Annotated in this window: 22 protein-coding genes; 9 read left to right on the plus strand and 13 right to left on the minus strand. The window is 34.2% G+C overall.

Going from position 1 to position 26,321, the window contains the following annotated elements; translation table 11 throughout:
• Positions 1–128: 128 nt before the first annotated feature.
• The 3 genes from ychF to ACTQ5K_RS18935 form a co-directional block, all read right to left on the minus strand.
• Positions 129–1,229 (minus strand): redox-regulated ATPase YchF, encoded by a 1,101-nt coding sequence (gene ychF / locus ACTQ5K_RS18925; protein WP_109768483.1) that lies wholly within the window; start codon positions 1,227–1,229, stop codon positions 129–131.
• A 181-nt stretch (positions 1,230–1,410) separates the two neighbouring features.
• Positions 1,411–1,608 (minus strand): DUF951 domain-containing protein, encoded by a 198-nt coding sequence (locus ACTQ5K_RS18930; RefSeq protein ID WP_031535589.1) that lies wholly within the window; start codon positions 1,606–1,608, stop codon positions 1,411–1,413.
• Positions 1,609–1,626: 18 nt separating this feature from the next.
• The gene (locus ACTQ5K_RS18935) at positions 1,627–2,478 is read right to left on the minus strand and encodes a mechanosensitive ion channel family protein (protein ID WP_048718130.1); all 852 of its coding nucleotides are present in this window, start codon (positions 2,476–2,478) and stop codon (positions 1,627–1,629) included.
• A gap of 461 nt (positions 2,479–2,939) precedes the next feature.
• Between ACTQ5K_RS18935 and yyaC the strand changes: the two genes are divergently transcribed.
• On the plus strand, positions 2,940–3,557 hold the full coding sequence (gene yyaC / locus ACTQ5K_RS18940) for a spore protease YyaC (protein WP_035416036.1): 618 nt from the start codon (positions 2,940–2,942) through the stop codon (positions 3,555–3,557).
• A 96-nt stretch (positions 3,558–3,653) separates the two neighbouring features.
• On the opposite strand, the gene ACTQ5K_RS18945 is transcribed toward yyaC, so the two are convergent.
• From ACTQ5K_RS18945 to rpmH, 10 genes are all read right to left on the minus strand, one after another.
• Entirely contained in the window at positions 3,654–4,511 is an 858-nt protein-coding gene (locus tag ACTQ5K_RS18945) for a ParB/RepB/Spo0J family partition protein (RefSeq protein ID WP_048718127.1), read from the minus strand.
• Positions 4,504–5,265, minus strand: a complete 762-nt coding sequence (locus ACTQ5K_RS18950) for a ParA family protein (RefSeq protein WP_031535598.1) — start codon at positions 5,263–5,265, stop codon at positions 4,504–4,506. Before ACTQ5K_RS18950 ends, ACTQ5K_RS18945 begins: the two co-directional genes overlap by 8 nt.
• 562 nt (positions 5,266–5,827) lie before the next feature.
• Positions 5,828–6,718 (minus strand): nucleoid occlusion protein, encoded by an 891-nt coding sequence (noc, locus tag ACTQ5K_RS18955; RefSeq protein ID WP_048718125.1) that lies wholly within the window; start codon positions 6,716–6,718, stop codon positions 5,828–5,830.
• A gap of 462 nt (positions 6,719–7,180) precedes the next feature.
• Complete coding sequence (rsmG, locus tag ACTQ5K_RS18960) at positions 7,181–7,900, minus strand: 16S rRNA (guanine(527)-N(7))-methyltransferase RsmG (RefSeq protein WP_048718123.1); 720 nt, start codon at positions 7,898–7,900, stop codon at positions 7,181–7,183.
• 24 nt (positions 7,901–7,924) lie between these two features.
• On the minus strand, positions 7,925–9,805 hold the full coding sequence (gene mnmG / locus ACTQ5K_RS18965; protein ID WP_031535604.1) for a tRNA uridine-5-carboxymethylaminomethyl(34) synthesis enzyme MnmG: 1,881 nt from the start codon (positions 9,803–9,805) through the stop codon (positions 7,925–7,927).
• A 248-nt stretch (positions 9,806–10,053) separates the two neighbouring features.
• Complete coding sequence (gene mnmE / locus ACTQ5K_RS18970; protein WP_441131615.1) at positions 10,054–11,439, minus strand: tRNA uridine-5-carboxymethylaminomethyl(34) synthesis GTPase MnmE; 1,386 nt, start codon at positions 11,437–11,439, stop codon at positions 10,054–10,056.
• A gap of 485 nt (positions 11,440–11,924) precedes the next feature.
• Positions 11,925–12,551, minus strand: a complete 627-nt coding sequence (gene jag, locus ACTQ5K_RS18975) for an RNA-binding cell elongation regulator Jag/EloR (RefSeq protein ID WP_048718119.1) — start codon at positions 12,549–12,551, stop codon at positions 11,925–11,927.
• On the minus strand, positions 12,548–13,282 hold the full coding sequence (spoIIIJ, locus tag ACTQ5K_RS18980) for a YidC family membrane integrase SpoIIIJ (protein WP_396953903.1): 735 nt from the start codon (positions 13,280–13,282) through the stop codon (positions 12,548–12,550). Before spoIIIJ ends, jag begins: the two co-directional genes overlap by 4 nt.
• Positions 13,283–13,423: 141 nt before the next feature.
• On the minus strand, positions 13,424–13,771 hold the full coding sequence (rnpA, locus tag ACTQ5K_RS18985; RefSeq protein ID WP_048718118.1) for a ribonuclease P protein component: 348 nt from the start codon (positions 13,769–13,771) through the stop codon (positions 13,424–13,426).
• 374 nt (positions 13,772–14,145) lie between these two features.
• Positions 14,146–14,280 (minus strand): 50S ribosomal protein L34, encoded by a 135-nt coding sequence (gene rpmH / locus ACTQ5K_RS18990; protein WP_016201470.1) that lies wholly within the window; start codon positions 14,278–14,280, stop codon positions 14,146–14,148.
• Positions 14,281–15,390: 1,110 nt separating this feature from the next.
• Between rpmH and dnaA the strand changes: the two genes are divergently transcribed.
• From dnaA to ACTQ5K_RS19030, 8 genes are all read left to right on the plus strand, one after another.
• Entirely contained in the window at positions 15,391–16,731 is a 1,341-nt protein-coding gene (dnaA, locus tag ACTQ5K_RS18995; protein ID WP_031535617.1) for a chromosomal replication initiator protein DnaA, read from the plus strand.
• 198 nt (positions 16,732–16,929) lie between these two features.
• Positions 16,930–18,063 (plus strand): DNA polymerase III subunit beta, encoded by a 1,134-nt coding sequence (dnaN, locus tag ACTQ5K_RS19000; protein WP_031535619.1) that lies wholly within the window; start codon positions 16,930–16,932, stop codon positions 18,061–18,063.
• 216 nt (positions 18,064–18,279) lie between these two features.
• Entirely contained in the window at positions 18,280–18,492 is a 213-nt protein-coding gene (gene yaaA, locus ACTQ5K_RS19005) for a S4 domain-containing protein YaaA (RefSeq protein WP_031535621.1), read from the plus strand.
• A gap of 16 nt (positions 18,493–18,508) precedes the next feature.
• Positions 18,509–19,627 (plus strand): DNA replication/repair protein RecF, encoded by a 1,119-nt coding sequence (recF, locus tag ACTQ5K_RS19010; RefSeq protein ID WP_031535623.1) that lies wholly within the window; start codon positions 18,509–18,511, stop codon positions 19,625–19,627.
• Positions 19,628–19,642: 15 nt separating this feature from the next.
• Positions 19,643–19,888, plus strand: coding sequence for an extracellular matrix regulator RemB (gene remB, locus ACTQ5K_RS19015; RefSeq protein WP_031535625.1), 246 nt, complete (start codon positions 19,643–19,645; stop codon positions 19,886–19,888).
• A 59-nt stretch (positions 19,889–19,947) separates the two neighbouring features.
• The gene (gyrB, locus tag ACTQ5K_RS19020) at positions 19,948–21,879 is read left to right on the plus strand and encodes a DNA topoisomerase (ATP-hydrolyzing) subunit B (protein ID WP_031535627.1); all 1,932 of its coding nucleotides are present in this window, start codon (positions 19,948–19,950) and stop codon (positions 21,877–21,879) included.
• A 171-nt stretch (positions 21,880–22,050) separates the two neighbouring features.
• Positions 22,051–24,564, plus strand: coding sequence for a DNA gyrase subunit A (gyrA, locus tag ACTQ5K_RS19025; protein ID WP_031535629.1), 2,514 nt, complete (start codon positions 22,051–22,053; stop codon positions 24,562–24,564).
• Positions 24,565–24,778: 214 nt separating this feature from the next.
• Positions 24,779–25,855, plus strand: coding sequence for an HD-GYP domain-containing protein (locus tag ACTQ5K_RS19030; protein WP_031535632.1), 1,077 nt, complete (start codon positions 24,779–24,781; stop codon positions 25,853–25,855).
• The last annotated feature ends 466 nt before the right edge of the window (positions 25,856–26,321 follow it).

Raw genomic sequence — 26,321 nt, forward strand, 5'->3', positions numbered from 1 at the left:
AACACGCATTAAAAGATTTATTAGCACCATAAATGTACTAAAGTAATCTTTTTTATGCGTGTTGTTCTAATTCATGGGGCTGTTTTCGTAAAGTTTGTTGCTACAATTCACAGCGCCTTAATTTTTCCTTATACGTTAAAACGGAAATGGATAATATCGCCGTCTCTAACTATATATTCTTTACCTTCTAAACGAACTTTACCAGCTTCTTTTGCAGCAACCATATTGCCACTTGCTAATAAATCATCATATGAAACAGTTTCCGCACGGATAAAGCCTCTTTCAAAATCAGAATGAATAATTCCTGCACATTGTGGTGCTTTCATCCCTTGTACAAATGTCCATGCACGAACTTCTTGAACGCCTGCTGTAAAGTAAGTAGCTAATCCAAGAAGATGGTATGCTGCACGAATTAACTGATCTAAACCAGATTCTTCGATTCCAAGCTCTTGCAGGAACATTTCCTTTTCTTCTCCTTCAAGCTCTGCAATCTCTTCTTCAATTTTCGCACAGATGACAATTACTTCAGCACCTTCATTTGCTGCAAAATCCTTTACACGTTTTACATATTCATTATTCGCTGCATCTACGATTTCATCCTCGCCTACATTCGCAACATATAATACAGGCTTAATTGTTAAAAGATGTAGTCCTTTAGCAATTTTCGCCTGTTCTTCTGTAAACTCAACCGTTCTTGCTGGTTTTTCTTCTTCAAAAGCAGCCTTAAGTAATTCTAATACTTCTAATTCAGCAACAGCTTCTTTATCTTTTTGCTTCGCCATTTTTCCAACTCGGCCAATTCTTTTCTCTACTGATTCTAAATCAGCAAGAATTAATTCTAAGTTGATTGTTTCTATATCAGAAATGGGGTCTACTTTTCCTGATACATGGGTAATGTTATCATCTGCAAAACAACGTACTACTTGGCAGATAGCATCTACTTCACGAATATGAGATAAAAACTTATTGCCAAGACCTTCCCCTTTACTTGCCCCTTTTACAATTCCGGCAATATCTGTAAATTCAAAAGTTGTAGGTACTGTTTTTTTCGGTTGTACTAATTCTGTTAATTTTGTTAAACGTTGATCTGGTACTTCTACAATTCCAACGTTTGGATCAATTGTACAGAACGGATAGTTCGCTGATTCTGCACCTGCTTGTGTAATTGCATTAAACAATGTAGATTTACCAACGTTAGGCAAACCAACTATTCCAGCAGTTAACGCCATTATGCCACTCCCTTATATAAACTATCTATCTCCATCGTACAAAATAGAAAGTAATTTCATTATTATTCTAAACCTTTAACAATTATAGTTTTAACGAGGGAAAAAGACAAGTAGTGTTCCTTTTCCTCGAACCAAAAAAGACAACAACTATCTTTATTTGCTGCCTTTCCGATAAAAAGTACTATTCTTCATGCTTTACTAAAACTTTTTTCATTTTCCTTGCAAACTCTCTTCTTGGAATGAGAACACTATGTTCGCATCCTTCACATTTAATTCGGATATCCATCCCTAACCGAATTATTTTCCAGCGATTTGTACCGCAAGGATGGGCTTTTTTCATCTCAACTACATCATTTAGACCAAACTCTTTCTGTTCCATATTTCCTCCTTGAACAAACTATTGTGGTTGTGAATACATGACTAATTTTGGGAAAGGACTCTCAATACCATTTTCATCTAGAACATTCTTTATTTCTTTTCTTAAAATCCTTGCGATGGCATGGTGCTTCATTGGCAAAGTTTCTGCAACTATACGAATAATAACCTCTGATGCTTGGATATTTTGTACACCTAATAATTCTGGAACACCGACAATATCCTCATATTGCTCTGGTAGTTTTTCAATCAATTCCTGTATAACCTTTTCTGCCCGATTGATATCACCTTGATAGGCAATACTTACATCTACAATTGCTTTACTATTGTTTATAGAAAAATTAGTTACTTCTATAATGCTTCCATTAGGAATAATATTCACTTCTCCTGTAAAGCCTTTGATTTTTGTTGTCCTTAATCCAATCTCTTCTACTACTCCCTCGTATGTCCCAATACGTACTTGGTCTCCGACAGAAAATTGATCTTCAAAGATAATAAAGAATCCTGTAATAATGTCTTTAACAAGGCTTTGGGCACCAAAACCTACCGCAAGGCCAACAATTCCCGCTCCTGCTAACAAGGCCTTAACGTCAATATTAAAAACAGATAACGCCATCATGATTGCCATAAAATAAACGACATAAGTAATTGTATTTTCCAAAAGTTTAATTAATGTTGCTTCTCTTCTCTCTGATACGCGTAAGGAAGAATGAGTTCTTACTTTAAATATATTTCGTACCGCTGCTTTTCCAATTCTAATAATCATTCCACTAATTAGAAATATAAGTACAATCTTTAATGCCCCAAACCCAAGACTACTCCAAAAATTCTCATTCATGAGATTATCTATACCTTCTTTTATACTCTCATCCATCTAGACACCTCTAAATATAAACTTCTACTAAATTATCTTCCTTTTTTTCTCTGTTCATACAACATAATTTACGTATTAATGCTCTATGTTTTATGGAATGAAAATAATGCTAACTATTTTTCTATTTTACTCTTTAACAGCCTTCATATTGGGTAAGTTTATTTTAACAGTTTTTCTACATGCTTTGTAGTAGTAAGCACCCTAATAAATGCAGGACTTTTGCCCTTATTATAATGGATTATCCGCTTACTGTATCACTCTTTTTTCCTTTATTTTTATGTATATGTATAGAATTTGTCTCTTTTCCATATACTGAATACTACAATTATTCTGCATAAAAATATCTCATGGTTCGATAGATTTCCTCTTAATTGATAGGTACTTAACAGAATCTAACTGATCACGATAATTGCTTTCTTTATAGATTTTATCGAATCTTAAATGATAAAGGAGTAGATTCAATGACCTTATATTCCAGCCTTTTCGAAAAAAACGAACTTCCCATTAGAATAGCACATGATGAACAGTTAGCAGCTTTTAAAATTGCCGATTCATTATCTAAACATTTACCATCTGTTTCTGTTACTCGACCAATTGTCTTTGTTTGTATTGGAACCGATCGTTCTACTGGAGATTCATTAGGTCCGCTTATTGGAACTCTATTAAGTGAAAAGAATATATCTCCTTTTCATGTCTATGGAACATTAGACGAACCAATTCATGCACTTAATTTAGAGGATAAATTAAAGGAAATACATGAAAAACATCATAATCCTTATATTATCGGAATAGATGCCTGTCTAGGCAGAATGAAAAGCGTTGGTGTAATTCAAATAGGAGATGGACCTGTTAAACCAGGAAGCGGCGTAAAAAAAGAGCTTCCTCCTGTTGGAAATATTCATATTACGGGAATTGTTAATATAAGCGGATTTATGGAATTTCTAGTTCTTCAGAATACTAGATTAAGCCTAGTATTGAATATGGCAAAAATCATTTCAAAGGGTATTTATCATACCAGTCTTCGATATATGCATTCTGCAAAATTAGAGGAATACGAAATCAAAGAAGAACCTGTATAACTAATTCCAATCTTATGGTATACAATAAAAAGCCTCTAAAAAAAGATCGTTGTTACAGCTTGCCGATTGTAACATATCTTTTTTTAGAGGCTTTTTTTAATTTTCATTTTCTAATTCAAACAAATGGAGAATGCGTGCCAAATCCTCTTCTGAGAAAAATTCAATTTCAATTTTCCCTTTATTTTTCTTTTGCTTAATATGAACGGTTGTTCCAAATCTTTCACGAAGAAAGGACTCCTGCTCTTTAATAAAAATATTTTTCTGTGCGGGTTTTTCTTTTTTTGTTTCACGTGAAACATTCTCATTTAAAAGCTGAATTAATTGTTCCAACTGGCGTACATTTAATCCCTCTTTAATAACTTTATCAACTATTGCTGGAAGCTTATCTTTATTTTTCAAGCCTAATAAAGTTCTTCCATGTCCCATTGATATTTTACCGTCAGAAATATAATTTTGAACAGCTTTTGGAAGTGATAGTAAACGAACATGATTGGCAATATGTGGTCTGCTTTTCCCTAAACGTTTTGCTAGCTCTTCTTGTGTCAGCTTTAATTTTTTCATCAATGTCTGATAGGCATGACCTTCTTCAATTGGTGATAAATCTTCTCTTTGAAGGTTCTCGAGTACTGCTAATTCCATCATTTGCTGTTCCGATAGTTGCCGAACAACTGCAGGGATAGTCGCTAGTTTAGCCTCTTTAGCAGCACGATATCTGCGTTCCCCAACAACTATTTCATAGCCTTTGATGCTTTTTCGAACAATAATTGGTTGAAGAATCCCATGTTCTAGAATAGAAAGCCTCAATTCCTCAATTGCTTCCTCATCGAAGAATTTTCTAGGCTGATAAGGATTAGGTCGCAATTCATTGATGCTTATTTCCTGCACAATTTCTTCCTTCTCGGCATCTAATTTAGGAAAGAATGCATCTAACCCTTTTCCAAGTCCTTTAGCCACTAGTAACCACTTCCTTCGCAAGATCCAAATATACTTCAGCGCCACGTGATTTTGGATCATAAATGATTATTGGTTCCCCATGACTCGGCGCTTCTGATAATCGAATATTTCTCGGAATAATTGTTTTATAGACTTTATCTTGGAAATACTTTTTAACTTCCTCAATAACTTGTAAACCTAGATTTGTTCTAGCATCTAGCATTGTTAGCAACACACCCTCAATTGCCAAGTCATGATTTAAATGCTTTTGAACAAGTCGAACCGTATTTAATAGCTGACTTAATCCTTCTAAAGCGTAATATTCACATTGAACAGGTATCAATACTGCGTCCGATGCAGTCAACGCATTAATCGTTAATAATCCTAAAGAAGGAGGACAATCTATTAAAATATAATCATAATTGTGTTTGACCTCGTCTAAAGCTCTTTTCAATCTTACTTCTCTGGAAATAGTAGAAACAAGCTCTATTTCCGCTCCAGCTAATTGAATCGTTGCAGGTATAACATCCAAATTCTCCACATTTGTCTGTTTTATCACCATTCTTGCCTCTAGATCATCCACTAACACATCATAGATACAATGATCAACATCAGCTTTTTCAATGCCTACACCACTAGTAGCATTTCCTTGTGGATCAATATCTACTAATAGCACTCTTTTTCCGATATATGCTAAACAAGAGCCAAGATTAACCGATGTAGTTGTTTTTCCAACTCCGCCCTTTTGGTTAGCAACAGTAATAATTTTACCCATGATGTCACCTACCTTTAATTCCATACGAGCTACGAAATATATAATCGACGCAAGATGGCTGCTTAATATAAAAAGATTGAATCGTTTATAGCCTTTTAAACTATAAGACAATTTATTGGTTAAAAAACATGAATAGATTACAACATGGCCAATTCCATGCCTATTGTAATCACGTATATTATTTTATCATGAAAACTTCTAAATATCGTCACTTTTTCTGTTAATCTGAATTAGTGGAGGAAAATATAAATATATTAATAGTATGAAAGAAGTTATAAAGCCTATTATTTCAAGCATTTAACAAGGATTCAACTAGTTATTTCGCTTAGAAAAAATCCTATTAAAATCAGAAATGGAGGTTTCATTTTATACTTGTGGTTATCCTTTGAGGAATAAAATCATATAAAAAAGTGAGAACCAGCATAAATGGCTATTATTCTCACAAAAAAATATGCTCTGTTAAATAAGTATTTTTACTATCTTTTATGGAGTTGGATTTAACAGAGCCCAAAATCTATAAATAAGTACAAATTATAATTCTAGATAAGAAGCTATTTAAGTATTATTTCTTTTTCGGAATTTTTATCGTAAATTGATAAAAATCTTCAAACTCTTCTTCTTCGGCATTTAAATTAATTCCACTATCAGAAACCATATTCAGCGACTGACGAATGGTATTTACTGCAATCCGCATATCTTTGCTAAATGCCTTTCTTTTTGGCTTCGGTTTCTGCTTTGATTGTTCAAGCATTTTCACGACACGCTCTTCTGTTTGCTTTACATTTAAGCTCTTTTCCATGATTTCTTGTAATAGCTGGATTTGTTTTTCCCGTTCTTTTAAAGGAATCATGGAACGAGCATGACGCTCAGAAATCTCTTTATTTAATAATGCTTCTTGAATTTCTTCTGGCAATTTAAGAAGTCTTAATTTATTTGCTACAGTCGACTGCCCTTTGCCTAATCTTTGGGCAAGTGCCTCTTGGGTAAGATTGTGGAGCTCTAATAATTTGCCATAGGCAATCGCTTCTTCAATTGGAGAAAGCTCTTCCCTTTGAAGATTCTCTATAAGTGCAACAGAAGCAGTTTCTGTGTCGCTCATGTTTTTTATAATTGCTGGCGCTTCTTCCCAACCAAGTTTTTTCATTGCTCTCCATCTTCGTTCTCCAGCAATGATTTCAAATTTATCTTCTTCATATTCTCTTAATACGATGGGTTGTATAATACCATGTGTATGGATTGTACGAGCTAATTCTTCAATTTTTTCATCATCAAATACCGTTCTTGGTTGAAAACGGTTAGGAACAATCTGATTAATTGGGATTCGTCTAACTTCTTCATTACTTCCCATACTCTCGATCTCCTCTTGAGCAGCATCTGCACTTATTTGACTAGCATCTTCTATTTGCTCTCCTTTTTCGCCTAGTCCAAAAAATCGTGAGAAAGAAGGCTTCATCACCCTGCACCACCTTTACAAAACTCCCTATTAGTTATTCTCTATATGAAACATTAATCCCTGCAAAGTCATCTAACTTAAAGTAGAAACTTCTCGAAATTTCATAGAATATGACAATTATAGGTATATTATATAGTAGATATGATAGTTGATATAGTTCTAATCTTATGAATGATTATATCATTCTCTTATTTCTTTCGTAATAACTTATAGCTGTTTTCATAAAGTTGTTGCTATTACCAGACTCTTACCATGAGCCTGCTCCTTAATTTTCTCTATAATTATATCTTTTATGAATGAAAATCAATCTTTTTGAAAACAACCTAATATAAAATAATTATTTTTCCCGTCTTATTAATAAGCTCCCATCCCTACTTCACGCAGGAAGGGATGGAAGAATATCATATAAAGAATCGGATAACTTCAGAAACTAAATTATCAGACATAAATCTGTGCTTTCACCTATTCAATTGGTTCTTTATTAGGAGTTCCAGGTTTTCTTGGATACTTTTTAGGTGTTGGCTTTTCTTTTTCAATTATGATAATATTTCTTTCACTTTCTTCAACTGGCAATAAAAAGGAGTGTGTTGTTTGAATCTTTCCTCCTAATAGACTTACAGCCTTTTTCCCCGCTTCGATTTCCTCTTTGGCACTTGCTGCTTTCATTGCAACAAAAGTACCTCCAACCTTTGCTAGTGGCAAACAAAGTTCACTTAAAACAGAGAGTCGTGCTACTGCTCGTGCAGTTACAATATCAAAGGATTCACGATATGCTTTATTTTGGCCAAATGTTTCTGCTCGGTCATGAATAAAGTTAACCTCTTTCAGCTCTAGTTGAGATGCTAAGTGTTCAAGAAAATGAATTCTTTTTTTCAAAGAATCGACAATCGTCACCTTTAAATCAGGAAAAACAATTTTTAAAGGGATGCTTGGAAAACCTGCCCCTGCACCAACGTCGCATACATGTACAGCATCGTGAAACCCATTATAGTAAAATCCAGCAGTGATGGAATCATAGAAATGCTTTAAATAAACATCCGATTTTTCTGTAATTGCTGTTAAATTCATTTTTTCATTCCACTCTACCAATGTTTCAAAGTAGAGCTCAAACTGTTTTATTTGATGGTCTGATAAAGTAATTCCTTTATCAGACAACATTTGAATAAAATCTTCCGTTTTCATGCATGAACCCTTTCTATTCAGAGATTAAACACGAGCTATTTTTCCTTGTTCTAAATAAACTAATAAAATAGATATATCTGCTGGGTTTACACCAGAAATTCTCGATGCCTGTGCAATGGATAATGGACGAACTTTTTTTAATTTCTGTACCGCTTCCGTTGCAAGACTAGAGATCGCATCATAATCAATATTCTCAGGAATTTTCTTGTTTTCCATTTTCTTTAGTCTTTCCACTTGCTGTAAGGATTTCTCGATATATCCTTCATATTTAATTTGAATTTCTACTTGTTCTTTGATATCTTCTGTTAAATCTATTTCGCTTGGTGCAAGCTGTTCAATATGGCTATAATTCATTTCAGGGCGTTTTAATAAATCTCCTGCTCTTATACCATCTTTTAATTCGCTTCCACCTTGCTCTTTAATCAGATTTTGAACTTGCTCATTTGGCTTTAGCATTACTTCGCTTAAACGTTGCTTCTCTTGTTCGATTAATTGCTTTTTATCAGAGAATTTCATAAAGCGCTCTTCAGATATAAGACCAATTTTATATCCAATATCTGTTAAACGTAAATCTGCGTTATCATGACGAAGTAGTAAGCGGTATTCTGCTCTTGATGTTAAGAGTCGATATGGCTCGTTTGTGCCTTTTGTTACTAAGTCATCAATTAAAACACCGATGTATGCATCAGAGCGGCTTAAGATAACTTCCTCTTTTCCTATTGCATTTAAACCAGCATTAATACCAGCCATTAAACCTTGGCCTGCAGCTTCTTCATATCCTGAAGTTCCATTAATTTGACCAGCAGTATATAGATTTTTAATCTTCTTCGTTTCTAATGTTGGCCATAATTGTGTAGGAACAATGGCATCATATTCAATTGCATATCCCGCTCGCATCATTTGGACATTTTCTAAACCTGGGATTGTTCTTAATATTTCCTGTTGAACATCTTCAGGTAAGCTTGTCGATAATCCTTGAACATAAACTTCTTGTGTATTTTTCCCCTCTGGCTCTAAGAAAATTTGATGTCTTGGTTTATCATTGAATCGGACCACTTTATCTTCAATTGATGGACAATAGCGTGGTCCTGTCCCTTTGATCATTCCTGAATACATTGGGGAACGATGTAAATTCGAATCAATAATTTGATGTGTCTTTTCATTGGTATATGTTAACCAACAAGGAAGCTGATCTGTAATAAATTTGGTTGTTTCATAAGAAAAGGCTCTTGGAACATCATCACCAGGCTGTATTTCAGTCTTAGAGTAGTCAATAGAATGACTATTTACACGAGGTGGTGTTCCGGTTTTAAAACGCACTAAATCAAATCCTAGTGCTTCTAAGTGCTCCGATAAACGGATGGAAGGCTGTTGATTATTCGGACCGCTGGAGTATTTAAGCTCTCCTAAAATAATTTCTCCACGAAGGTACGTACCAGTAGTTACGACAATCGTTTTTGCTCGATACGTAGCACCTGTTTTCGTAATAACTCCTTTGACAACTTGATCCTCAACGATTAGTTCTTCTACCATTCCTTGAATCAACGTTAGATTTGGTTCATTTTCTAACGTCTTCTTCATTTCATGTTGATACATATATTTATCTGCCTGAGCTCTTAAGGCACGTACAGCAGGACCTTTTCCTGTGTTTAGCATTCTCATTTGAATATATGTTTTATCTATATTTTTCCCCATCTCGCCGCCAAGTGCGTCAATTTCCCTTACAACAATCCCTTTTGCGGGTCCTCCGACAGATGGATTACATGGCATAAATGCGACCATATCTAAATTTATCGTTAACATTAATGTTTTGGCACCTATTCTAGCTGCTGCAAGGCCAGCCTCACAGCCAGCATGACCTGCACCAATGACAATCACATCATAATTTCCAGCTTCGTACTGCATCATGATGCCTCCTTCTTTCTAAACTTTCTTTTAAGAAATACGTTTTTAGTTACTTTTATTGATGGCTAAATTAGCTGGTATTCTATTTCTCAAGACTCTGCTTCATTTCCATAGAGGCCACTGAAAAACTGCCATTTAATCATAATGTCGGTGGCCAACTTTTAAATTTAGGTATTTCTTTTTTCAAATACATAAATCCGTATTTAATTTGGAGAAACTTACTTTTTCAGTGTTCTCATTAAAATCACTTATTTCCCTAAACAGAACTGAGAAAACAACTGATTGATTAAACTTTCGTGCACACTCTCACCAATAATTTCACCAAGTATCTCCCAGGTTCTTGTTAAATCAATTTGTACAATATCTATAGGTGTGCCATTTTCTGCTCCTTCAATTGCATCGCTTATCGCCCGCATCGCTTGGCTTAATAAGGAAATATGTCTTGAATTAGAAACATAAGTCATATCACTTGCTTCAATAGAGCCTGCAAAAAATAGACTAGATATCGCTTCCTCTAATAAGTCGACTCCGTTTTCTTCTACTAAAGATGTTGTGATAACTTTGCGATTTCCCGCAAGTTCTCTTACTTTCTCCAAATCAATTTTTTGAGGTAAATCTGTTTTATTGACGATTACTATATAATCCATGCCTTCTGTAGCCTTGAAGATATTCTTATCCTCTTCGGTTAATTCATCTGCATAATTTAGGACAAGTAAAATTAAATCCGCTTCTCTTAACACTTTTCGTGACTTTTCGACGCCAATTCGTTCTACGATATCTTCTGTTTCCCGAATTCCTGCTGTATCTAGCAAACGAAGTGGAACTCCGCGTACATTCACATATTCTTCAATTACATCTCTCGTTGTACCTGGAATGTCTGTTACGATTGCTTTATTTTCTTGTACTAAACTGTTCAATAAAGAGGATTTTCCAACATTCGGTCTGCCAACAATAACGGTTGCCAGTCCTTCGCGGAGAATCTTACCTTGTTGAGAGGTCTGTAATAGCTTTTCAATCTCTGTTTTGATATACGCCGATTTTTCAATCATGACTTTTTGTGTCATTTCTTCTACATCATCGTATTCTGGATAATCAATATTAACCTCTACTTGTGCTAATGTTTCTAAGATTTCTTGGCGCAAATGTCTAATTAATTTTGATAACCTTCCTTCCATTTGACCAAGCGCAACATTCATCGCACGATCTGTTTTAGCTCTTATTAAATCCATTACCGCTTCTGCTTGAGAAAGATCGATTCGTCCATTTAAAAAAGCCCTTTTGGTAAATTCCCCAGGTTCTGCAATTCTAGCACCATAAGAAGTTGTCAATTGCAATAATCGATTTACAGAAGCTAATCCGCCATGACAGTTAATTTCAATAACATCCTCTTTGGTAAAAGTTTTCGGTCCTCTCATCAACGATACCATTACTTCTTCCACAACCTCGTCTGTTGCTGGATCTATAATATGCCCATAATTGATTGTATGACTTGCTACCTCCATTAACTTTTTATTACCTATACTTTTGAAGAGCTTGTCTGCAATTTTAATTGAATCTGGACCACTCATTCGAACAATTGCGATCGCTCCCTCACCCATTGGAGTCGATATCGCAGCAATTGTATCCAATTCCATCTTTTTCACCTCAATTCAAAAAAAAATATCTATATAAAATGATTGTATTCACCTTTGACATGATTACATTAGATTAGATTAACATATCCACAAATGTAAAAAAAGAAAAAAATCCGCACACTTATCCACATTCTCTTTTATCGTTATATACCATTCTATCTTATCCACATGTGAATAACAATAAAACGAAAAATAAAATTACAAAACCGAAGGACTTCACTTTTTTTGTGTTATTTCCATTATCCTGTTCTTCAGCAATCTACCTAACAGCTAAAATGAGAAACAAAGAGCATGCTTTTTTTCTTATTCATTTTTATTTAAATAGAATATTATTCGAACATAATATTTCGCTAGAATATATGCATTAGGAGGCTTAAAATTTTTTGAAAAAATATTACATTGCCATGCAGAGGCAGACAAGATGAGGAGATTTTTATACAAAAAAAAGATCGTTTCCCATTTGGAAAGACGATCTTTTTTTAAAACTATTTTTTTCCCCTTATTGGCGCAACAATAATATGTCGCTTCGCATCCTCTCCTGAGGAATACGTTTTTACACCTTTAAAGGAAACCAGCGCAGTATGAATCGTTTTTCTTTCATCTGCAGGCATCGGTTCAAGCGGGATTTCTTTTCCAATCTTCACCGCTTTATAGGCTATTCTTTCGGCTAAATGAATTAAAGCTTGTTTTCTACGTTCTCGATAACCTTCCGCATCTAATATCACTTTAAAATATCCTGTAGATTCTCTATTAATTACCAATTGTGCTAAATATTGAATAGAATTAAGAGTTTGTCCTCTTTTTCCTATCAGCAAAGCAATTTTTTCACCAGATAATTCATATAGAATATTTTTTCCATTTTGCTTCACTCGAATTTCAATAGGAACGCCCATTTTTTCACTAACATCTTTTAAAAAATTTTTTACGGATTCAACTGGATCTACCTTTTTCTTTACTATTACTTTCGCAGATCTAGAACCAAAACCGAGAAATCCTTTTCTTCCTTCATCAACAACAATGACTTCAACCTGATTCTTTGTTGTCTTAAGCTGAGCTAAAGCTGACTCCACTGCTGCGTCGACTGTTTGTCCTACGGCAGTAATTTCTTTCACTTCTTCGCTCCTCCTGCTTTGCTAGTTTGACCAGCATTTTTAATTTCAGGACCTTTAATAAAATACGTTTGTATAATGGTAAAGATATTACCTACTACCCAGTAAAGTGATAATGCAGCAGGGAAATTAATAGCAAATACTAAAATCATAACTGGCATTATCCAAACCATCATTTGCATTTGCGGATTTGGCGGTGCTCCAGCCATCGATAATTTTGTTTGGAAAAATGTCGTTACACCAGCTAAGATTGGCAATAAGTAAATTGGATCTGGCTGCCCTAGACTGAACCATAAGAAATCATGAGAAGCAATTTCTCTTGTACGAGAAATAGCATGATAAAACCCAATCAGTATCGGCATTTGTACTATTAGAGGGAAGCATCCTGACAATGGGTTTACTTTATTTTCTTGGAAAAGCTTCATCGTTTCTTCTTGGAGCTTTTGTTGTGTCTTTTGATCTTTAGAGCTATATTTTTGTTGCAGTTCTTTCATCTGCGGCTGAATTGCTTGCATTGCTTTACTATTTTTCGTTTGTTTAATCATAAGCGGCAATATAACTAGTCTAACTAATATAGTTACGATAATAATGGAAATACCATAACTACCTCCAGCAAAGGCTGCTGTCTTTATTATCAGTTGAGATAGTGGATATACGATGAACTCATTCCAGATTCCATCACTTTCAGAAGTTATCGGTTGATTAAACTCTGTACATCCTGTTAAAATGGTCATTAAAAAAAGCAGACCAACTATCAATAAAAATTTCTTATTCAAGCTGCAAATCCTCCTGTTTAACATGATTTTCAAATCTAACTTATTAAGTATTGTAACCGATAAACGAATCATAGGAAACGCTTAACTGCGATTTTCCTCTTAATTCTTTTTGGATAGAACCCTTGCTATTTTTAAAATATGGATAAGACTCTTTTTTACTTCTTCAAAACCCATATCAGCAACAGGCTTTCTTACAATTATGACATAATCATACTTATTTTCCAACTTATCTTCAAATTCAAGGAACGCTTGTCTAATATAGCGTTTTATCTGATTTCGCTTAACTGCGTTTCCAATCTTTTTGCTGACAGAAAGGCCGATTCGGAAATGCTCTTGATCCACTTTTTCCAATTTATAAATAACAAACTGCCGATTAGCAAAGGATTGTCCTTTTTTAAAAACCGACTGAAATTCTTTATTTTTTTTTATTCTGAATTCTTTTCTCAACGTTTATAACTCCTTCAATTCCTTCAAGTTAACATTCTTCTCTTTGTAAAAGAGGCTTTTTCGTAAAGTTTGTTGCCAGTGACCAGCAGCCTTCCTATCACCGGTTATCATAGGGGTAGACTTTAGCACCTCGGTAAAACCAATTTTAGGTCTCCCTGCTCCCCCTAGCGTCTTCGTAACTCAACTGCTAGTTATTTTAATAAATTTTTCCCAATTGAAAAATACCAATTTTAAAAAAACAGCCTTGAAAGAAAATTAGACAGGCATAATAACGTAAGTAAATGAGTATATTGTAAAAAAAGGAAGGACTGTCCTTCTATTAAAAGCATTCCCTTCCCTTTTAATTGAAAAAAGACCACTGACGTTTCAGTGGCCTAAGCTGATAATACTTTTCTTCCTTTGCGTCGACGGCGAGCTAAGACATTACGTCCATTTGAGCTGCTCATGCGGCTACGGAATCCGTGAACTTTACTTCTTTTACGTTTATTTGGTTGATAAGTTCTTTTCATTGTATATGACACCTCCCTGAGGAATAGCTGTTATAGACAGTCCTTACAATTATATAAACATAGATAATTAATTGTCAACTATTCATTTTTATTTTCATTATTTATAGATCACGTTAACTTCAGTGATCTTTCCCTTTCTATTTCTAAGGTCATTAAAATAGTATACCACATAATTTTCTATTCTACTTCATATCCTTCCCAACTATTCTATTTTCCAACGAATATTTTTTATCATTTAGGTTATTCTACAAAAATTCTTCTTTCAATTTTTATGTAAAAAAAACGATATAAAAATTCAAAATGAAAAACTAGCTCTTCGCTCTGATTATATTTTCAAACAAACCAAGTTATTATTATGTCGTTTTTCCTATCTTTTCGACGATTGTGGATAATTTTCGACGGGATTATTTTTTCCACAATCGTTATTTACAACTTTTCAACAAACTAATACCTTGTGGACATTTATTACTAACAACCTAGTTATCTTGTGGATAAGATATTAAAAAGCATTGCAGTTCTTATGAATTTTTGATATTATAGTTTTGTTTTCACATCTGAATAAAATCTGTGCATAACTATATTATCCACAATCTGTGGATAAACTGTGGACATCTTATTCTATGTGTCTGAACGGAGTTGTCCACAATCCGTGGATACTGTCGAAATACCACTAATCTTCCTTATAATATATTTTTCCACATATGAAAAGGACAAGCTCCTTGTAATCTTGCATATTGGCATGCACAAGGCAGCACTATTTTGTCTAAAATCTTTTTTTTATGATTCCTATTTTGTAGGAATTGGACAATTTGGATAAAGAAATATGGTCTTTTGTAAAAAATTATTTAAGTTGGTTAGCCATCGAACAAATAAAATCCTATAAGCGATTATTGCATCGATTGGTCTATTTTTTTGTTTTTTTAGAAGTTTTATCTTAAGGCTTTAAGGCTCTTTTTTTGTTTTTTGATCTTTTTTGAAGTAATCACGAAGTTTTTTAAACAAATTCGACATGAAAATATGTCTTTTTCTGCATGTTTAAGATAGATCTGCTCGTTAGTAGAATAATAAGGCTAATAACGTTTAACTTTAGGTAAAGGAGGCGAGGATAACTTGAACAATATAACAGATCTTTGGAATAATGCATTGAATACGATTGAAACAAAGATCAGCAAACCCAGTTTTGATACATGGCTTAAACCAACAAAAGCACATTCTTTGCAGGGAGATTTACTAGTTGTTACAGCACCTAATGAGTTTGCACGAGATTGGTTAGAAGAAAGATATTCTCAGCTTATTGCTGAAATACTATATGAAATTACCGGTGAAGAACTTCTGGTAAAATTTATTATTCCTCAGAATCAAAAAGAAGAGGAGTTTGATCAGCAAATTTCTGTAAAGCATAAGAAAAAGGAAGAGGAAGTTACTGAGCAAACAATCTTAAATTCAAAGTATACTTTTGATACTTTTGTAATTGGATCTGGCAATCGTTTTGCTCACGCTGCTTCCCTTGCTGTTGCCGAAGCGCCTGCAAAAGCCTACAATCCTCTATTTATTTATGGAGGAGTTGGACTTGGAAAAACGCACTTAATGCATGCAATCGGTCATTATGTTTTAGATCATAATCCATCTGCTAAAGTTGTATATTTATCTTCTGAAAAATTCACAAATGAATTTATTAATAGTATCCGTGACAACAAAGGTGCCGAATTTCGTGATAAATATCGAAATGTAGATGTACTTTTAATAGATGATATTCAATTTCTTGCTGGAAAAGAATCAACACAAGAAGAATTTTTCCATACTTTTAACACATTACATGAGGAAAGCAAACAAATTATCATCTCTAGTGACCGCCCTCCAAAAGAGATTCCAACACTAGAGGATCGCTTACGCTCGCGCTTTGAATGGGGTCTTATCACAGATATTACACCACCAGACTTAGAGACACGGATTGCTATTTTGAGAAAAAAAGCTAAAGCCGACGGACTAGATATTCCAAATGAAGTGATGCTTTATATTGCTAATCAAATTGATACTAATATTCGTGAGTTAGAAGGTGCACTTATTCGCGTTGTTGCTTATTCTTCTTTAATTAATAAAGATATTAATGCTGATTTAGCAGCTGAAGCATTAAAGGATATTGTTCCAAGCTCTAAACCTCGAGTAATAACCATTCATGATATTCAAAAGATAGTTGGAGAGCAGTTTAATATTAAATTAGAGGACTTTAAAGCAAAAAAACGCACAAAATCCATTGCATTTCCAAGACAAATCGCTATGTATCTATCAAGAGAATTAACCGATTTCTCCTTACCAAAAATCGGTGAAGAGTTTGGCGGTCGAGATCATACTACTGTTATTCATGCCCATGAAAAGATATCAAAAATGCTTTTAACTGATTCACTTCTTCAAAAGCAATTAAAAGAAATAAATGAACTCTTAAAAGTTTAGATAGGATAGTGTGTATAACTTACCTTACTTTAGACACAGTCTATCAACATGTGGATAGACTGTGTTTCCTTGCTTGAACCTAGTTATCCACATACTAACAGGACCTACTACTTTTACTACTATTTTTTAAAACAATATATTATTAAAAAAAGCAGTTAGAACTGCATTTAAAAATTATTTAAATCGGAGGATTAATTAATGAAATTCATCATCCAAAAAGAGAATCTTGTTCAAAGTGTGCAAGATGTTATGAAAGCAATCACTAGTAGAACAACCATTCCTATTCTTACTGGTATCAAAATTGTCGCAAGTGAAGAAGGAGTAACATTAACTGGAAGTGACTCCGATATTTCGATTGAATCTTTCATTCCTAAAGAAGAAGATGAACAAGAAATTGTGGAGATCCAACAAGCCGGTTCCATCGTATTGCAAGCAAAGTTCTTTAGTGAGATTGTAAAAAAGCTTCCTACCAACCAAGTTGAAATTGTCGTTGATAATTTGCAAACTACTATCCGTTCAGGAAAATCAGAATTTAATCTAAATGGGCTCGATTCAGAAGAATATCCGCATTTACCTCAAATCGCGGAACAAAATTCGATAAAAGTCCCAACAGATTTATTAAAAAATATTATTAAACAAACTGTTTTTGCAGTGTCCACCTCAGAAACACGACCAGTGTTGACAGGAGTAAACTGGAAAATTGAAAATAACGACCTGATCTGTATTGCAACAGATAGTCATCGCCTTGCTTTAAGAAAGGCAAAAATAGAAACAGAAACAGAGCAAACTTTTAATATTGTTATTCCAGGAAAAAGTTTAAATGAGCTCAATCGTATTTTGGATGACCATGATGAACCAGTTGAAATTCTAGTAACAGAAAATCAAATATTATTTAAAACAAAGCATATTCTTTTCTTCTCTCGTTTGTTAGAAGGAAATTACCCTGATACAAATCGATTGATTCCAACCGAAAGTAAAACAGATATCATTGTAAACTCTAAGGAATTTCTTCAATCAATTGATCGTGCTTCTTTGTTAGCGCGTGAAGGTCGAAATAATGTCGTTAAATTTTCGACAATGGGTGAAAATGTAATAGAAATTTCTTCTTTTACACCTGAGATAGGGAAAGTTATTGAAGAATTAGTAAGTGAATCTGTTAGCGGGGAAGAGTTAAAGATATCATTCAGTGCGAAATTTATGATGGATGCATTAAAAGTTCTTGAAGGATCTGAAGTTAAAATTAGTTTTACTGGAGCGATGAGACCGTTTGTTATTCATCCAACAAATGATGACTCCACTTTACAGCTTATATTACCGGTTAGAACTTATTAAAAGTATTGGGTGTTCTTTTTAATGAACACCCAATTTCCTTTATATTTAGCAGATGTATGAATATGCACTAGAGGGAATAAGTGTTATTTAAACTGTTTTCCCCCCACTATTTAGAATATTACCTATCTATTTATAGAAATATTACACTTTTCTTTGTGTATCAATTAATTATTTAGTAGAATAGATAGATACGACTAAAGTTGAGAGAGTGAAAAAATGGATAATCAAATTAAGATTGATACGGATTACATTACATTGGGTCAATTTTTAAAAGTAGCAGAGTTAATACAATCAGGTGGAATGGCAAAATGGTTCCTAGGGGAATATGAGGTATTTGTTAATGGGGAACAGGATCAGCGCAGAGGCAGAAAGTTAAGAAGTGGTGATGAAATTAATATTCCTTCATTTGGCAAGTACACTGTTTTATAAAAAAGGGTGAACCCAAATGTATATTGATGAGTTGCTTTTAAGAAATTACCGGAATTATGAGGAACTGGATATTTCTTTCGAGAATAAGGTAAATGTAATACTAGGAGAAAATGCACAAGGGAAAACCAATGTGATGGAATCTATCTATGTTCTAGCAATGGCAAAATCTCATCGGACCTCAAATGATAAAGAACTTATTTATTGGGACAAAGAGTATGCTAAAATAGAAGGTAGATTAGTCAAAGCACATGGGAAAGTACCCATGCAGTTAGTTGTGGCCAAAAAAGGGAAAAAAGCAAAATTTAATCATATAGAGCAGCGGAAATTGAGTCAATATATTGGCAATATGAACGTAGTTATGTTCGCACCTGAAGATTTAAACTTAGTAAAAGGCAGCCCACAAATTAGAAGAAGATTTATTGATATGGAAATAGGGCAAATATCACCAATATATTTGCATGATATGGGACAATATCAAAAAATTTTACACCAGCGAAATACCTACTTAAAACAACTACAAACAAATAAACAAACCGATCATACAATGCTTGAGATTTTAACAGAGCAATTTATAGATATGGCAGTTAAAGTGGTAGCGAAGCGTTTTGAATTCCTGCACTTACTGGAAAAGTGGGCAGTTCCGATTCATAAGGGTATATCTCGGGGGCTAGAAACACTGGAAATTCGCTATAAACCGTCTGTTGATGTATCAGAAGATCAGGATTTGTCGAAAATGAAGAGTGTATACGAAGAAAAATTCCAAAGTCTAAAAAAAAGAGAAATTGATCGAGGGATATCCTTATTTGGACCTCATCGTGATGATATGCTGTTTTATGTGAATAATAGAGATGTGCAAACTTTTGGTTCACAAGGACAGCAAAGAACAACTGCGTTATCCATTAAAATGGCAGAGATTGAACTAATTTATTCAGAAATACGAGAATATCCCATTCTACTTTTAGATGATGTGCTTTCTGAATTAGATGATTATCGTCAATCTCATTTGTTAAATACCATTCAAGGAAAGGTTCAGACCTTTGTTACAACAACCAGTGTTGATGGTATAGACCATCATACTTTAAAAGAAGCAGCAACTTTTCAGGTTGAATCAGGAACGATTAAAAAGATTCAATAGCTTTGAGGTGAAAAAGTGTACGTTCATATTGGAGAAAATATTCTTGTGCGAACTTCAGAAATTATTACTATACTAGATAAACAAACGGTAGAGTCATCTCCTATTTCAAAAGAATTTTTAGATAGACAAAAAGCAATGACTAATGGGAAAGGTTCATCTTATAAATCTATTGTAATTACGAAGAATACTATCTATTTTTCACCGATTGCTTCTAATACGTTAAAAAAGCGAACAGTCCAGTTAACTGTTCAAGAGTACTAATGGATGCAAAAAAATAATGTTAAAATTTTTCGATGTTAATGGAAAGTTAGGTGATCAATATGTCAACGGAACAAAATCCAGTTGAACAACAATCTTATGATGAAAGTCAGATACAGGTTTTAGAGGGCCTAGAGGCTGTTAGAAAAAGACCAGGAATGTATATTGGGTCAACAAGTAGTCGAGGTCTGCACCATTTAGTTTGGGAAATTGTCGACAACAGTATCGATGAGGCATTAGCTGGTTTTTGTAATGAGATTAATGTCATCATTGAAAAGGATAATAGTATTACTGTTAAAGATAATGGGCGCGGAATTCCTGTTGGTATTCAGGAGAAAATGGGAAGACCTGCTGTAGAAGTAATCATGACTGTTCTTCATGCCGGAGGAAAATTTGGCGGTGGAGGCTATAAAGTTTCTGGAGGACTTCATGGTGTTGGTGCTTCTGTTGTAAATGCTCTTTCAACTGAATTAGAGGTTTTTGTTCATCGTGATGGAAATGTCTATTACCAAAAATATCAAAAGGGTGTTCCTGTTGCTGATTTAAAAATTATCGGTGAAACAGACCGTACTGGTACAACTACTCGTTTTAAGCCAGATGGTGATATTTTTAAAGAAACGTTAGAGTATGATTTTGAAATATTGGCCAACCGTATCAGAGAACTTGCTTTCTTAAATCGCGATATTCGGATTACCATTGAAGATGCGCGTGAAGGAATGGAAAAAAGGAAAGAATACCATTATGAGGGTGGTATAAAATCTTATGTAGAGCATTTAAATCGAAATAAAGAGGTGCTTTTCGAGGAACCAATTTATATTGAAGGAGAAAAAGACGGTATAAACATTGAAATCTCTTTCCAATATAATGATGGATATACAGGAAATATTTTTTCATTTGCTAACAATATTAATACACATGAAGGTGGAACGCATGAGTCTGGTTTCAAAACAGCACTTACTCGTGTGATTAATGATTATGCAAGAAAAAACAGCCTATTAAAGGAATCGGATGTAAATCTTTCTGGAGAGGATGTTAGGGAAGGAATCGTTGCAATTGTTTCCGTTAAGCATCCAGACCCACAATTTGAAGGACAAACAAAAACGAAATTAGGAAATTCAGAAGTCCGTGCCATTACAGATACTGTATTTTCAGAACATCTGGAGAAATTCCTTTTAGAAAATCCCACAGTAGCTCGCAAAATTGTCGATAAAGGTCAAATGGCTTTACGAGCAAGAATAGCAGCAAAGAAGGCAAGAGAATTAACACGTCGAAAAAGTGCACTGGAAGTTTCGAGTTTACCTGGTAAATTGGCAGATTGCTCCTCAAGAGATCCCAAAATTAGCGAACTATTCATTGTAGAGGGTGACTCTGCAGGTGGTTCCGCAAAATCAGGGAGAGATCGTCATTTCCAAGCGATACTTCCTTTAAGAGGGAAAATCCTTAACGTAGAAAAGGCGAGATTAGATCGGATTTTGTCCAATAATGAAGTTCGTTCCATGATTACTGCAATTGGTACTGGAATTGGTGATGATTATGATATATCGAAAGCAAGATATCATAAAATTGTCATTATGACAGATGCCGATGTCGATGGAGCACATATTCGAACACTATTGTTAACCTTCTTCTATCGTTATATGAGAAAAATAGTTGAAGCTGGCTACATCTATATTGCACAGCCACCTTTATATAGTATTAAACAAGGGAAAAAGCTTGAATATGCCTATAGTGATCCGCAATTGCAACAAGTTTTAAGCAACTTGCCAGCTAATCCTAAGCCGAATATTCAACGTTATAAAGGATTAGGGGAAATGAATGCAGAGCAATTATGGGATACAACAATGGATCCTGAGAAAAGGGTACTTTTACAGGTAAGCTTAGATGATGTGATTGAAGCAGATGAAACATTCGAAATGCTTATGGGTGATAAAGTAGAGCCACGGAGAAACTTTATCGAAGAAAATGCAACTTATGTTAAAAATCTAGATGTTTAAAAGATAGGGAAAGAAATTTGGTGCTGATTTAATTGGCACCTTGTGTATTTCTTTAGACGTTAGTTATTCCTATTAATTATGAGGAATTCGATTAGACTTGACTTTTTCTCTTACGTCTATTCGTTAAGATGAGGCAGAAAATCTAATGTTTTCTTAAGGAGGTTCCTTTCCATGGCTGATATGCCAAATTCTCAAATTAAAGATAGAAATATAAGTAAAGAAATGCGTGATTCCTTTTTAGATTATGCGATGAGTGTTATTGTTTCTCGTGCACTTCCAGATGTACGAGATGGCTTAAAGCCCGTGCATCGACGTATTTTATATGCAATGCATGATCTTGGAATGCACTCAGATAAACCGTTCAAGAAATCTGCACGTATTGTTGGAGAAGTAATCGGGAAGTATCATCCACATGGTGATAGTGCTGTTTATGAAACAATGGTGCGTATGGCACAAGATTTCAACTATCGTTATATGCTCGTTGATGGACATGGAAACTTTGGTTCCGTAGATGGTGATTCAGCTGCGGCAATGCGTTATACAGAAGCTAGAATGTCTAAAATAGCGATGGAGTTATTGCGAGATATTAATAAAGACACAATTGATTATAAGCCAAACTTTGATGGAGAAGAGAAAGAACCAGTAGTATTACCTTCTCGTTTCCCCAATTTACTTGTAAATGGTACGAGTGGGATAGCTGTTGGAATGGCTACCAATATTCCTCCACATCAATTGGGAGAAATTATTGACGGTGTTCTTGAAGTTAGTAAAAATCCAGATATCACTATTCCTGAATTAATGGAAATCATACCAGGACCAGACTTCCCTACATATGGGATGATTGTTGGTAGAAGTGGAATTAGAAAAGCGTATGAAACTGGTAGAGGCTCTATTATTTTACGTGCTAGAGTAGAAATTGAAGTGAAGCCTAGTGGTAAGGAAGTTATTATTGTGAAAGAAATTCCTTATCAAGTCAATAAAGCGAGACTAGTAGAACGCATTGCAGAACTAGTACGTGATAAGAAAATTGACGGCATCACGGATTTACGAGACGAATCTGACCGAACTGGAATGCGTATTGTTATTGAAGTTCGAAAAGACGCAAATGCAAATGTATTATTAAATAACCTATACAAGCATACAGCTATGCAGACAAGCTTTGGTATCAATTTACTTGCACTAGTAGATGGACAACCAAAGGTACTTAACTTAAAACAATGTCTAGCTTATTATCTAGATCATCAAAAGGTAATTATACGTAGAAGAACAGAATTTGAATTAAGAAAAGCAGAAGCAAGAGCGCATATCTTAGAAGGTTTGCGGATTGCGCTTGATCATTTAGATGAAGTGATTAGCTTGATTCGTAGTTCTCGTACAACAGATATTGCTCGTGAAGGATTAATGACGAATTTTAATCTTTCTGAAAAACAAGCACAAGCAATTCTAGATATGCGTCTACAAAGATTAACTGGCTTGGAAAGAGAGAAAATCGAGGATGAATATCGAGAATTAGTGAAGTTAATTGCTGAATTAAAAGCAATTCTAGCAGATGAAGAAAAAATCTTAGAAATTATCCGCGAAGAGCTTTTAGAAGTAAAAGAGCGCTTTAACGATATTCGTCGTACAGAAATTGTTGCTGGCGGAATTGAAACAATAGAAGATGAAGATCTAATTCCGGAAGAAAATATTATCATTACGTTAACTCACAATGGTTATATTAAGAGACTACCAGCTTCTACTTACCGAGCGCAAAGACGTGGTGGACGCGGAATTCAGGGAATGGGAACAAATGAGGATGACTTTGTTGAACAGCTAAGCTCCACATCGACCCATGATACTATCCTATTCTTTACGAATAAAGGGAAAGTATACCGTTTGAAAGGGTATGAAATTCCAGAATTCAGCCGTACAGCCAAAGGTATCCCAATTATTAACCTTTTAGGTGTGGAAAAAGACGAGTGGGTAAATGCGATTATTCCTGTTTCCGAATTTGTAGATGATTGGTACCTATTCTTTACCACAAAAGAAGGAATCTCTAAACGTTCTCCATTATCTTCGTTTGCTAATATAAGAAATAATGGTCTAATCGCTGTTAATTTAAGAGAGGGCGATGAGTTAATCTCTGTACGCTTAACAGATGGATCAAAGGAAATGATTATTGGAACGAAAAATGGTTTGCTTATTCGATTCCCAGAAACAGATGTACGTTCCATGGGTAGAACGGCAACAGGGGTAAAAGGTATTACTTTATCATCTGATGATGAAGTGGTAGGAATGGAAGTACTTGAAGAAAATTCCGAAATTCTAGTTGTAACTAAATATGGATACGGAAAAAGAACGCCAATCAATGAATATAGAGTTCAAGGTAGAGGCGGAAAAGGGATCAAAACATGTAATATCACCGATAAGAATGGAACCCTTGTTTCAATGAAAGTAGTGAACGGGGAAGAAGATTTAATGATTATCACAACAGGTGGCGTTTTAATCAGAATGGCTGTAAGTGATATCTCAACTATGGGCAGAAGCACACAAGGTGTTCGATTGATTAAATTAAATGAAAATGAGAATGAATTTGTTGCTACTGTTGCTATTGTAGAAAAAGAAGATGAAATAGAGGAAGCGGATGAACTTTCTGAAGAAACGCAACAAGAGTCTTTAGAAAATGATGCGGATTCAAACGAGTAATATACTTTGAATGTCTTAGGGGAAACCTTAAGGCATTTTTTTATGTTCTTTAGAGGTAAATAAATATTTTAGGATTTACGTAAAACATCGTGCATTGCTATAAAAAAATCATTTATAAATCATTTTAGGTGTATAGTCTTATTTGAATGGGGTTGTATTTCAAAAAAAATACATTAAAATAGTAAAAAAGTCCGTTATTATAAGGTGGTTTCAAATGATTATAAATGTGGAAGAGTTAAATCCAGGAAGTATTTTAGCAGAAGATATATATGTACGAACAAATAGACCAATAATTACTGCGAGAACGGTATTAGCGGGTGAACACATAAAGATATTAAAAGCTTTCTTAGTAAAGGAAGTTGCCATCGAAAATACGCAAATAGATGGTACGATTATGATCGAATCTACGCCATCTATTCACAATCAAACTAGAGAAGAAGAGAAAAATGATTTTTTGTCTCTATTTTTGCAGACGGTTCAATTATATAAAAAGGAATTTATTTCTTGGCAATCTGGATTACCAGTGAATATAGCAAATGTTAGAACGATCCTTTTACCATTATTAGAAGAACTAGAAACTGTTTCAAAAGAAATTTTTTCTCTTTATCACTTATCAAACAAAAAGGAATATTTGTATCAGCACTCTATTGCAGTTTCCGTTATTAGTGCACTTATAGCGCAAAAAATGAACTATAGCTATAGAGATATGATTCAAGTTGCTCTAGCAGGTTGTTTAAGCGATGCTGGAATGGCTAAGATTAATCAACGATTATTAAATAAGATAGAACCTTTAACAGAAGAAGAATTTAATGAAGTGAAAAAACATACAAGATATAGTTTAGAAATGATTCCTGAACATACTTTATTAAAAAATGAAACGCGCCTTGCAATTTATCAGCATCATGAAAGAATTGATGGAAGCGGATATCCAATGGGGAATGCAGATAATAAGATACATGCCTTTGCCAAGATTATAGCTGTAGCTGATACATTTCATGCAATGACATCGGAGAGATTATATCGGAAGAAGCAATCTCCTTTTCGTGTAATGGAACAAATGCATCAGGATCATTTTGGAAAATTTGATTTAACTATATTACAATCACTAAGCAATGCTATTACTCAATTTACTACAGGAAGCAAAATTAGATTATCCAATGGAGAAAAAGCAGAAATTTTATTTATAAGTAGTACTCCGACAAGACCGCTTGTTAAAACATTACAAAATGATTTGATTCTTGATTTAGAAAAAAATAGACATCTATTCATAGAAGAGATTTTAGAGTATTGATAAAAAGATTAGAAAACAGAGAATTAGTCACCTTGCAATTTATAGAGAAAATAGATATTCCCTTAAGAAAGGGATGTCTATTAATGTAGGTAAATGATACGATAGAACAAATGGACAAAGTGAAAAAGAATCTATTAGAAAGAAATACGTAATCTTTTTGAAAAACTTTTTAAAAAACTATTGCATACATGTATAAACGTTGCTATAATAATACAAGTCAGCAAGAGAACATTGAAAAAACTTTTAAAAAACATATTGACTAAATAAGTGAAAATGTGTTATTATTTGAAAGTTGTCTCTTGTGAGATTGCTCTTTGAAAACTGAACAAACAAACGTCAACAATAATCGTTTTACAACGAATGTTATAGAATGACAACAAGTAATAAAAAGCTAGAGTTTAGCAATGAGCTAATCAACTCTTTATTGGAGAGTTTGATCCTGGCTCAGGACGAACGCTGGCGGCGT

The sequence above is a fragment of the Niallia sp. Sow4_A1 genome (genome assembly GCF_052116745.1).
GTDB classification, from domain to species: Bacteria; Bacillota; Bacilli; order Bacillales; family Cytobacillaceae; genus Niallia; species Niallia hominis.